At 62.8% G+C, this 11,359-nt stretch carries 5 protein-coding genes; all 5 read right to left on the bottom strand.

Features of this window, described 5'->3' with window-relative positions; translation table 11 throughout:
- Nucleotides 1-36: 36 nt before the first annotated feature.
- A complete protein-coding gene (locus BBF94_RS04625) occupies nucleotides 37-1,890 on the bottom strand; it encodes a polyurethane esterase (protein ID WP_065257872.1) in 1,854 nt (617 codons plus the stop codon).
- A gap of 131 nt (nucleotides 1,891-2,021) precedes the next feature.
- Nucleotides 2,022-3,710: a polyurethane esterase gene (locus BBF94_RS04630; RefSeq protein WP_065257873.1), complete on the bottom strand. Its 1,689-nt coding sequence runs from the start codon at nucleotides 3,708-3,710 to the stop codon at nucleotides 2,022-2,024.
- 57 nt (nucleotides 3,711-3,767) lie between these two features.
- Nucleotides 3,768-6,854, bottom strand: a complete 3,087-nt coding sequence (locus BBF94_RS04635; RefSeq protein WP_065257874.1) for an autotransporter serine protease — start codon at nucleotides 6,852-6,854, stop codon at nucleotides 3,768-3,770.
- Nucleotides 6,855-7,000: 146 nt separating this feature from the next.
- Nucleotides 7,001-9,952: an autotransporter serine peptidase EprS gene (gene eprS / locus BBF94_RS04640; protein WP_065257875.1), complete on the bottom strand. Its 2,952-nt coding sequence runs from the start codon at nucleotides 9,950-9,952 to the stop codon at nucleotides 7,001-7,003.
- 42 nt (nucleotides 9,953-9,994) lie between these two features.
- Nucleotides 9,995-11,359, bottom strand: coding sequence for a TolC family outer membrane protein (locus BBF94_RS04645; protein WP_065257876.1), 1,365 nt, complete (start codon nucleotides 11,357-11,359; stop codon nucleotides 9,995-9,997).

Consider the following 11,359-nt stretch of genomic DNA (forward strand, 5'->3'; position numbering starts at 1 on the left):
CCGTTTGCCATGACGCCTTTGCAGGCGCCACACACATCAGGCGATCACGATGCCATCGGCATTGAGGCTGCTCAGCGAAACCCCGACCAGCGTCACCGAATCGGCACCGAACTTCAGCACCGTGTCCTGCCCGACCGCCGAGGCATGGGCACGGAAGTCATCGCCCGGCAACACACCCTGCACGCCGAGGAACACCAGTTTGTCATTGCCGGTGAATCCCACCACCCGGTCCTGACCGAACGCACCGCTGAACAGGAAGGTATCCGCCCCGCCACCCGACTCCATCAGGTCGTTGCCGGCGCCACCGACGAAGACGTCGTTGCCCGCCCCGCCGATCAGGTGATCGTTGCCGTCCAGGCCGAACAACCAATCGCCGCCGGCATGGGCCTTGAGGGTGTCGGCGCCGTTGCTGCCTTTGACGCTCGATGCGTATTGCGTGACGTTGCTGCCGACTTTCAGACCCTCGGCGGTCACGCTGTGGGTCACGTCGTCCTTGAACAGGCCCCAGAGGAACCCCGGCTCCCTGGTGACGATGCTGCCGATGTCGCGGGTAATGCTGATCCCGCCGTTGGCATCGCGGATGTACAGGTTGCCGGCACCGTCGTTGGCGAAGGCGAACTTGTTCACCGACTGCTGCAGTTCAAGGGTATTGCTGCCCGAGCCGCCGAGAATGATGTTGTAACCGCCGCTGTCGCGGAAAGTGTCGTTGCCGGCGCGGCCTTCCAGGTAATCGTTGCCGCTGCCGCCCTGGATCAGATCGTTGCCGTCACTGCCGATGATGAAGGTGCTGCCCTTGTGGGGTTCGGCGTTGCGGTTGAGGTCCTGCACCCAGGTGTTGGCCCGTGCCGGGTCCGACAGGTTGGCGACGATGATCGTTGAATCGCGGCTGGTGAGATCGTAGAACTTCGACTCGATCACCCGGTTCATGCCGTCGCCGTAAGCGGTGGGCAAATGCGAGATCCAGGTCGGGATGTTGACGATCGAATAGGGCAGCACGTTCCACGCCGCCGAGGCGTAGTGGTCATTGAAGTTGACGATGTTGTCGGTCGCCGAGACTTTCGGCGCATCGTGGACGCCCAGCGTTGCTCCGGTGAAGGTCGAACCATCGAGTGCGCGGAACACCGGATCGTTCTCGTAACCGACGTTGAGCACCTTGTCGGTGCTGCTCTGGGTCGGCGAGGCGTAGGCGATGTAGTTGGCGTCCTGGAAGAAGCCGCCCCACTTGCTGCCGCTCAAGTCCGCCATGCTGTTGACCGCCAGCCCCCCGAGGCTGTGGCCGCTGACCAGCACGTCCTTGCCGCTGAGACCGTTGGCCCTGGCGAAGGCCACCACGTTGTTCATCAGATTGCCGAAGGCTTCGCCGACGTAGTTCTTGGCGTAATCCTTGGGACCGAACGCGGCCAGCAGGTCATTGATGGCGTCGGCGATGGAGTCTCCGATCAGGATTTCCCGGGGACCACTGGTACCGCGAAAGGCGATACCGATCTCCGTGAGATGGCCCTGGGCGTCGTACTTGCCGAGGATCTCCACCTGGGCGCTGGTGTAGCCGGGTTTTTCGCCAAAGAAGGTTCCACGCACGTCGGTCTTGCCGTCATAGCCCAGTTGCGCGGCGGTGATGGGCGTCCAGCCCGCCTTTTTCACGGCGTCGAGGGCGAGTTTTTCCGAGTCCGGATTCCACGGCAGGCCGGGAATCACCCCTTGCGAGTCAGTGCCGCCGATCAGCGCACTGATCAGCGTGGCCGGCAGACCGAGGCCGAAACCGTTGTGCTGATAACCGACCGCAAAACCGTTGTCGAGGTTGTGATAGGAATACAGCGTGATGGCCATGGCATCGCTGAACAACGCCTTGGAGTCCGCTGTGCTGAAGTTCTTGTAGTCATACACACCCATTGCTGTTGCCTCTCTCTTTGTTGGAATTATTCAGAGATAGCTCACAACCAGAACGCCCCTCTCGGGACGTCCCGGAGCATTTACTGCGTATTCATACTGTGGGAGCGAACGGGCTCGCTCCCACCGGTTTACTAGGCGAACACGAAACTCGAATCCGACAGGTTAGCCACACCCACCCCGATCAGGGTCACGGCATAGTCGCCAATCTTCAGCACGGTATCGGCGCCGGACTGCGAAGCGTGCTGCTTGTAGTCGTAGCCCTGCCCCGCGCCCTGCACGCCCATGAACACCAGTTTGTCGCTGCCCTGGTAACCGTGAATCGAGTCGAAACCGAACGCGCCGCTGAACAGGAAGGTGTTGTTGCCACCCACCGCATTCATCACGTCGTTGCCGGCGCCGCCGACGAAGGTCACATGAGCCTTGTCGCTGAACAGGTGATCGTCACCGCCCAGGCCGAACAGCCAGTCACCGTCTGCGGTGGCTTTCAGCGTGTCGCCGAGTGCGCCGCCATTGAGCGAATGGTTGTACCCGGTCAGCTCGGCACCGTTGGCCAGGCCTTTGGCAGTGACTGTCCAGGTGATTTCCTTGCTGCTCCACATCGAACCGGACTCTTTGCTCACGATTGCGCCGATGTCACGGGTCATGCTGATGCCACCGTAGGCATCGCGCACGTACAGCGTGCCGTCACCGTCGTTGGCGAAGCTGAAGTTCTGCAACGGTTTCTGCAGGTCGAAGGTGTTGTGCCCCTGACCGCCAAGCAGAATGTTGTAGCCCCCGTCATCGCGGAACAGATCATCGCCGGCACGGCCTTCGAGAAAGTCGTTGCCCGCCCCGCCCTTGAGCCAGTCGTTGCTGTCGGTGCCGATGATGAAGGTGCTGCCGGTGTGCGGCTCGCCGCTGCGGCCCAGATCCTCGACCCAGGTCTTGCCCCGGGATGACGCTTCCAGGTTGGACACGATGATGGTCGAGTCCTGGCTGGTCAGGTTGTAGAACTTCGAGTCGATCACCCGGTTCAGGCCATCGGCGTAGCCCAGCGAGCTGTGAGCCGACCAGTTCAACGGATTGACGATGCTGAACGGCACCAGGTTCTGCGCGGTGGACGCGTAGTTTTCGTTGAAGTTGACGATGTTGTCGGTGGTCGAGTCGTGCGGCTTGTCGTGCTTGCCCATCGACGCCGTGCTGAACGTGGTGCCGTCGAGTGCGCGGAACACCGGATCGTTCTCGTAACCGATGTTCAGCACGTGGGTGCCGGTGCTGCTCTGGGTCGGCGAAGCGAAGGAGATGTAGTTGGCGTCCTTGAAGAACCCGCCCCAGTCGCTGGCACTCAGCTGCGCCACGCTGTTGACCCCGAGCCCGCCGAGGCTGTGGCCGCTGATCAGCACGTCTTTGGCTGCGATGCCGTGAGCCGCGGCAAACGCGGCCACGGATTTGAGCAGGTTGTCGAAGGCGTTCTTCGCATAGTTTTTGGCGTAGTCCACCGGCCCGAGGGCAGCCAGCAGGTTGTTTTTCATGTCGCCGAAGGTATCGCTGTAACCCAGGCCGCCGGTGCCGCGAAAGGCCACGCCGATGCCGATCAGCTTGCCGGCAGCGTCGTATTTGCCGAGCACTTCAGCCTCGGCGCTGGTGAAGCCGTCCTTCTCGCCGAAGAACGTGCCTTTCGCGTCCGTCTTGCCTTGATAGCCCAGCGCCGAGGCGCCAAGCGGTTTCCACCCGGTACCGGGCAACGCCTGTCCGGTCGGTGTGTAGGAATACAACGTCAGCGCGATGGCATCGCTGTACAGCGCTTTGCCGTCGGCATTCTTGTAGTCAAACAGTCCCATGTCGTGCTCTCTCTTCCTTTCAAAAACGGCAGTTCTCTGCAGAACTGCCGCTACACCTTAGAACTGCCAGTCCAGCGTCAGGCCCACACCGTGGTCCTTCTCGTTCGAACCGATCAGTCCGTTGTAGTCCAGGTTGACCCGGACATCGCGATTGAGCGCCAGCCCGGCACGAACGCCAACCACCGCTGCGTCACGATCCATCGACACACTTTGCACGTTGAATGCGCTGTTGCCATTGGCGAAGGCCAGATGGTTTTCGGCATCCACGCTGCTCAGGTTGTGCTGCCAGCCCAGTGTCGCACCCAGTTCCAGCTGATGTTTCTCGGACAGGGCAAATGTGCGCTTGGCGCGCACGCCGAGGGTCGACAGTACGGCGTCTCGGTTGTCTTCACCGCCCTTCAGTGCGGCGGCATCCCCTTTTTCGGTGAAGCTGTCGCTGTTGAGGTGCACGTAAGCCAGGTTGGCGAACGGCTCCAGGTTCATCGGTTGCAGGCCCAGGTCATACGCCGCTTCGGCGAACAGTTGCGTGGTGGCCGCATCGCGTTTGGTTTTCTGCTTGCCGCTGACACCGGCAAATTGCAGATCACGTTTGACGTCGATGCGATGCCAGCTGTAAGCCGCACCGGCGCTCAGGCGCAGCGCATCGATCTGATGCCCCAGGTACGCACCCAGGTGATAGCTGTCGACTGACGCCGAAGAATGCGTGCCGCTGCCCATGTTCAACGAGCTGTCGCTATAACCGGTAACGAAACCCAGACGGGTATCTTCAGTGATCAGGCCATCGACACCGAGCAACAGCCCGCCGATGGAGCTGTTGGAATTGGCGTTGTCATGGCCGCCATCGCTCTTGCCCCAGGCACCGAGCACCTTCATCCAGGCGTTGCTGCGGTCATCGGTCGGCGCGCCGGCATCGAACATATCCCGTTCACGCAGACGTTCGCCCACCGCATCGCGCAGGTAATGGCTGTCGTTGATCAGCATCGTGCCGATGGCCGGGTGAATTTCGCCGGACAGTTGCTGGAACGCGTCCTGCGCCACCGCAGCGGTCGGCGACAGCAACAGGGTTTCGAACAACGCATTGCCCGCGCCCAGACGTTCGGCGGCGGCACCGACGGCCCGCTGGTTCGGGGTCAGGCCGACGCTGGCGAACGAAGCGCCGTTACGCCCCACATTCAGTTGCACACCGCCCGACGAGTAATCGAGGGTGCCGCCCAGGAATGCGTAGCTTGGCAGGACCTGACCAAAACGGCCCTGAATGCCACCCGCCGCCTGCAGGATGTTGAACTGGCTGCCGAGCAGGGATTTCACCTCGCCGGTGGTCAGCAAGGTCGGGCTGTTTTCCAGAGACAGCGCAACGGTCGCGCCTTCGATGGTTGCAGTACCACCGGCCACGACGCGGTCGCTGCTGGCAGGCGAGACTTCCACGGCGTAGGTCGAGCCCGGTTCGAACGTCACATTCCCGGCCACGTTCAAGGTACCGATCGAATTGCCCGGCGCAACGATACCGCCGCTTTTCGCGGTCAGCGCCGCGATGCTGCCGTTGCCGCCGAGGATGCCGCCGTTATTGACCGTGACCGCCGATTGCAGCGAGCCATTGATCGCCAGTCGCCCCTGATTCACCAGCGTCGGACCGGTGTAGGTGTTGGCGCCGGTCATCACCAGCGTACCGAGGCCCTGCTTGGTCAGACCGCCATGGCCGGAAATGTCGTTGCGCCAGATGTCGAGCCCGCAGGTGATGTCGGTGCACACACGCTGGGTTGGCTTGCCGGCGTCGATGATCGCGCCGATGCCCGGCAGGTCTGCCACGAACTGGCTGGAGCCGTAGGCGCCCTCGATGCGGAATTCGGTCGGGATGTCCTGCTCGGTGACGAACATCGCCGGGCCGTCGATGGCTTTGCGCAGGTTGATCATGCCCCAGCCGTACAGGGCGTCGATCCCGGGTGCGCCGAGGTCGGTGGCGGTGGTGCGCAGCACGCTGGCGACCTGGGCACCGGTCATGTACGGGAAGCGCTCCATCAGCACCGCCACGGAACCGGCGGCGTGCGGCGCAGCCATCGAGGTGCCGTTGTAGTTGGCGTAGCCGGTGGTCAGGTTGTCGGCGTTGGTGCCACCGATGATCGAGCTGTAGATCTGGGTGCCCGGCGCCGAGACGCAAAAACTCGCGGTGTAACCGCAACGCGAGGAAAACGTACTCATGATGTACGGGTTGGCGCTGGCCTGATCCGGGTTTCTCTGCAGGGCGGCGACGGTCATCCAGTTCGGCGCGATTTCCGGCACGAAATAACCGAGACCGGCGATGGCGTCCGGGTTGTTCAGGTTGTAGTCGTTGCCGGCGGCGAAAATGGTCACGATCCCGCTGCGTGCGGCGGCAATCGCACCGTCATAGGCACCGCCGGGCTTGGTGCCGAGCAGCGTACGGATCTCGTTGAACTGCAATTGCGCGTCGTTGACGGTGAAATGCGGATAGGCCGGGTCACGACCACCCAGGTCGAAGCGGTCGGTGATGCCGATGCCCCAGCTGTTGTTGATGATCCGCGCGCCGCTGGCGATCAGGGCATCCCAGCCGGCCTTGTACACCGCGCCGTCGTTGCCGCGCACGATGCCGTCTTCCGGGCCCGGGTCGCCGTTGTCGGCGCTGATGATCTGCGCACCGAACGCCACGCCGTGCATGGGGCCGCCGTCACGGCTGCCCGCTGCGATGCCGCCGACGTGGGTGCCGTGGGCGCCGAGTTTGCCGTTGGAACCCACCGACGGTGAACCGTCATAAAGAAACGCATCCCCGGCTTTGACCGGGATGTACGGGTCGGTGTATTCGCGAATGCCGCTGGTGACCAGCGTTATCACTTTGTTCGGACCGGAAAACTCCGGGTGCGCGGCATACACCGGCTGGTCGAAGATCCCGAGTTTCACACCCTTGCCGGTGTAACCGGCGGCGTAGGCGTAATCCGCGCCAATGGCCCCCAGGCCCCAATCGGCCTTGAACTCGGCGCTGCGCCAACTGGCCGGGTCCCCTGCCCGGCCGTTCTCCACGTAAGGTGCAGCCTGTGCGCTGCCCCAGGCGGCCATGGCGCAGAGCAGTGCACAGTTGAGAGATTTCAGGCGAAAGCCTCCACCCGATTGCGCGGGGGTGTTGTTGTTTTTCATCCAGCGACCTTCCTTAGTGATGTTGCGAAAAATCCGTCTTTTGAATTGATCGTTCCCACGCTCTGCGTGGGAACGCCTCCAGTGACGCAGAGCGTCACGGGCTGCATTCCCACGCGGGAGCGTGGGAACGATCATCTCTTGATGAGTCAGAACTGCCAGTTCAGGCTCAGGCCGACGCCGTGGGTCTTCTCGCGGCTGGCCAGTTGTCCGTTGTAATCGAGGTTGACCCGCACGTCGCGGCTCAGCGCCAGGCTGGCCTGCACGCCCACCAGCGCGGCATCGCGCACCAGTGGCGAGCTTTCGACGCTGTACGGCGCACTGCCGCTGGCGAAGCGCAAATGCTGCTCGGATTGGATGTCGCCGAGACTGTGCTGCCAGCCGAGACGGCCGCTGACATCAAGCTTCTGCGAGCCCGACAGGTTGATGGTCTTGATCGCCCTGGCGCCCAGCGTGCCGAGTACTGCGTCACGCTGGTCGCCACGGCTTTTCAGCGCGGCCGCGTCACCCTTCTCGGTAAAACCGTCACTGTCCAGATGCACGTAGGCCAGATTGGCGAACGGCTCAAGGGCCAGCGCTTGCAGATTCAGGCGATACGCCGCCTCGCCGAACACCTGTGTGGTGGCGGCATCGACCCTGGCTTTCTGTTTGGCGCTGACGTCGCCGTATTGCAGATCGCGTTTCACGTCGGCGCGGTGCCAGCTGTAGGCCGCTCCGGTCCTCAGGCGCCAGGCACCGATGTCATGCCCGGCGTAGGCCCCGAGGTGATAGCTGTCGACCTTGGCCGATGAATGCGTGCCGGATCCCATGCTCAACGAGCTGTCGCTGTAACCGGTGACCAGACCGATACGGGAGCGCTCGTCCAACGCACCATCGACACCGGCCAGCAGACCGCCGATCGAGGTGCTGTAACCGGCGGTGTCGTTTCGCGAGTCGGTTGTCCCCCAGGCGCCGAGGGCCTTGACCCAGCCGTTGCCTTGCGCGCTGTTTGCATCGTGAAGGCGTTCGCCGATGGCGTCGCGCAACTGGCGGCTGTCGTTGATCAGCACCGAACCGAGGGCCGGGTAGATTTCCCCGCTCAGTTGCTGGAAGGCTTGTCGGGCATCGCTGGCAGTAGCCGACAGCAACAGGCTTTCGTACACCGAATTGCCTGCGCCCATGCCCTCGACGGCGCCGGCCACGGCCCGTTGGTTCGGGGTCTGGCCGACACTGGCAAACGACGTGTCGTTTCGCTCGACACTGAGCGTAATCCCGTTGCCGGTGGACGCCAGGTTGCCACCGATGAACAGGTAATCCGGCACCACCGCACCGAACTGCCCCTGAATGCCGCCCGCCGCTTGCAGAATGTCGTACTGATGACCGAGCAGGCTTCTGGTTTCGGTGGTGCTGAGCAAGGTCGGGCTGTTTTCCAGCGACAGACTGACGGTCGCGCCGCTGATAGTCGCGATGCCGCCGGCGACAATCCGGTCGCTGGCCGTCGGGGACACTTCCACCGCGTAAGTCGAACCCGCTGCGAAGCTCACGTCACCGGCCACATTCAACGTGCCGATGGAATTGCCCGGCGCCACACGACCACCGTTATTGGCGATCAGCGCGCCGATTCGTCCGGACCCGCCGAGGGTGCCGCTGTCGTTGACCGTGACTGTCGAAGTGAGCGAACCGTTGACGCTCAGCAGACCGCCGTTGACCGTGGTCGGCCCGCGATAGCTGCTGTTACCGGTCAACAGCAGGCGACCGGCACCGGACTTGATCAGACTGCCCTCATACACCCGGCTCGCGGCGGCTGCGTCCCGGGCCGTACCGATGGCGTAATCGGTCTGATCCTGCTGGCTGGCGCCGGCCGGAACGCCGTTCTGCCAGCCCTTGTCACGCAGGGTTTGCTGCCAGGCGGTGTGTTCGGCGAGATCTTCGCTGCGACGCTGGATCAGTGCCTTGTCGGAAATGTCGTTGCTCCACACATCGCTTTGCCCGGCCAGCAGATGCGCGTCGAAGGCGCCGAGCAACTGCCCTGGCCCGCCCATCGCCCGCTTCAGGTTGGCCACACCCCAGCCGACCTGCGTGGTCGGTGCGTCGGTCACCGATCCGTCAAGCTGGGTAGCGGTGGTCAGCAGTACTTGCAGCGCCTGCTGGTTGTTCATGTACGGATACCGCTCCATCACCAACGCAAGCGCCCCGGTGGCATGCGGCGCAGCCATCGAGGTGCCGGACTTGATCGCGTAACCACCGTCGGGGATGGTGCTGTCGATCTTCGCGCCCGGCGTGGTGATGCACCAGTATTTGGCGAGGCCGCACTGGTTGTATTTCTGCTGATTGCTCTGGTCCAGCCCCGACACCGCCAGCCAGTGACCTTCCAGATCCGGCTGAAAGTACGGAAGCGCCGAACGTACGCTGGCGTTGGGATAACCGCTGTTGCCGGCGCTGAACACGTTGATCACACCGCGACGCGAAACATCGGCGGCGGCATCAAGCCAGGTGCCTTTGTTCCAGTGCTGGGCGTAAGCGGCGTGCAGATCCGCCAGGGTCCGATAGCTGACATCCGGCGGCTGGCTGCCCCAGCTGTTGTTGATCGCCCGCACGCCAGCGTCGGCCAGGGCGTCATAGGCCGCTTTGAAATAGCGTGGATCGGGATTGGGGCCGAACAGGAAACTGTCGTTCTTGTTGGTGTTGCCGACGTAGATCTGCGCATTGAACGCCACGCCGTGCATGCCGTTGCCGTCACGGGATGCCCCCATGGTGCCGACCACATGGGTGCCGTGGGAGTCGTTGTTCGGGTTGAGCGTGCCATTGACACTGAACGGCGAGCCATCGATGTAACTGCCGCTGGTCAGCAGCGGATGATAACGGTCGCTGGCGAACTCGGGATGGGCCGCATCGAAACCGGAATCCAGCGCACCGATCTTCACGCCTTTGCCGGTGATGCCGGCGGCGTAGGCCTGATCGGCCTGCATCCGGTCCAGGCCCCAGTCACGGAGAAATTCCGCCGAGCGCCAACTCGCGGGATCACCGGGTTTGCCCGACTCCACATACTGCGCATGAGCCTGGGAGATAGAAACTGCGAGCAACAGCGTGCCGACCGATGTCGGCTTGAAGCGTACGTCCATGTTCACCACTCGTTTTTGTTGTTTGGTGTAAAAACTACTGTGTTATCGCGTTCGCGGACCTTGCCCGAATGCCTCATCCACCCGAGCCAGATCCTGCTCGCTCAAGGTGCCCGCGTAGTAATGCAGCTTGGTCCAGGCCATGAGGTAGTCGTAACGTGCCTGGGCCAGATCGCGGCGGGTGGTAAACAGTTGTTGTTCGGCGTTCAGCGCGTCCAGATTGGTCCGCTCGCCGCCGAGGATGCTTTGTCTGGTCGAGACCACCAGCGCTTCGGCCGAAGTCAGGGCCTTTTGATACGCGCGCAACTTGTTGACCCCGGACAGGCAGGCACTGAACTGGCGGCGCAATTCGATGAGGGTTTCGCGCGTCTTGCCGTCCAGCTCGTATTCGGCCTGCTCCATGTTGCGGCTGGCCTGACGGGTCGAGGCCGATACGCCGCCACCGGCGTACAGCGGCACGTTGACTTCAAAACCGATGGTGTTGGTTTCGTAGCGCTGGTTGTAGGTGTTGCCGCTTTCCGATTCGTTCTGACGCACCGTGGCGTAGGCACTAACTTTCGGCAGGTGCCCGGCGCGGTTGCGTTCGACTTCGTAGCGGGCCACTTCCACGGCCTGGCGCTGCGAGGCCAGATTCGGGTTGTTGCTGATCGCCAGCTCGTGCCAGGTGTCGTAATTGGCCGGCATCAGGGCGAAGGTCTGGAAGTTCTGATCCAGTGGCGCCAGATCGGCGATGTCCACCGCCGGTACGCCGATCAGTGCGCCCAGTTCTCGCAGCGCGGCGTCCTGCTCGTTGCGCGCTTCGATTTCCTCGGCGGTCGCCAGTTCGTAGCGCGACTCGGCCTCGAGAATGTCGGTTCGCGTACCTTCACCCTGCTTGAACATGTGCTCGTTCTGCTGGAACTGCTGCTCGTAGGCCTTTTTCTTGGCCTGGGCGATGTCGATCTGATCCTGGGCGAACAGGGCCTTGGTGTAGTTGTCCAGGACGCGCACCAGCAATTCCTGACTCTTGCCACGGAAGTTTTCGTCGGCGAACAGCGACTGTGCCACGCCCTTGCGATAGGCCGCGTAGGCTTCGTAGTCGAGCAGCGGTTGTTGCAGGGTCAGGTTCGAGCCGTAACTGTTGTAGTTGCGGTTCTCGGAAAAATTGCCGCGATCGGTCAGTTGCGTGACCTTCGACGTGTTGTGCCCCTTGTTGTAGTTGTAACCCAGTTTCGGCAGCAGCCCGGCGCGGCCGATGGCACGGTTTTCCAGACCGGCGTCACGCTCCTTGATCGCGCCGAGAAACACCGGGTCGTTGCGTAATGCCTGTTCGTAGATCTCGAACGGCCCCATGGCCGCCATGGCACTGTTGCCCGCGAGCAGCGCGAACGCTGCCGCCAGCATGGAAAGCTTATTCATACAGCCGAACAT

Origin of the sequence: Pseudomonas bananamidigenes (genome assembly GCF_001679645.1) — a bacterium.
Taxonomy (GTDB): Bacteria; Pseudomonadota; Gammaproteobacteria; order Pseudomonadales; family Pseudomonadaceae; genus Aquipseudomonas; species Aquipseudomonas bananamidigenes.

Coding starts and splice junctions, on each gene's coding strand:
- BBF94_RS04625 (WP_065257872.1), bottom strand. CDS start 1,890: ATGGGTGTGTATGACTACAAGAACTTCAGCACAGCGGACTCCAAGGCG.
- BBF94_RS04630 (WP_065257873.1), bottom strand. CDS start 3,710: ATGGGACTGTTTGACTACAAGAATGCCGACGGCAAAGCGCTGTACAGC.
- BBF94_RS04635 (WP_065257874.1), bottom strand. CDS start 6,854: ATGAAAAACAACAACACCCCCGCGCAATCGGGTGGAGGCTTTCGCCTG.
- eprS (WP_065257875.1), bottom strand. CDS start 9,952: ATGGACGTACGCTTCAAGCCGACATCGGTCGGCACGCTGTTGCTCGCA.
- BBF94_RS04645 (WP_065257876.1), bottom strand. CDS start 11,359: ATGTTCGGCTGTATGAATAAGCTTTCCATGCTGGCGGCAGCGTTCGCG.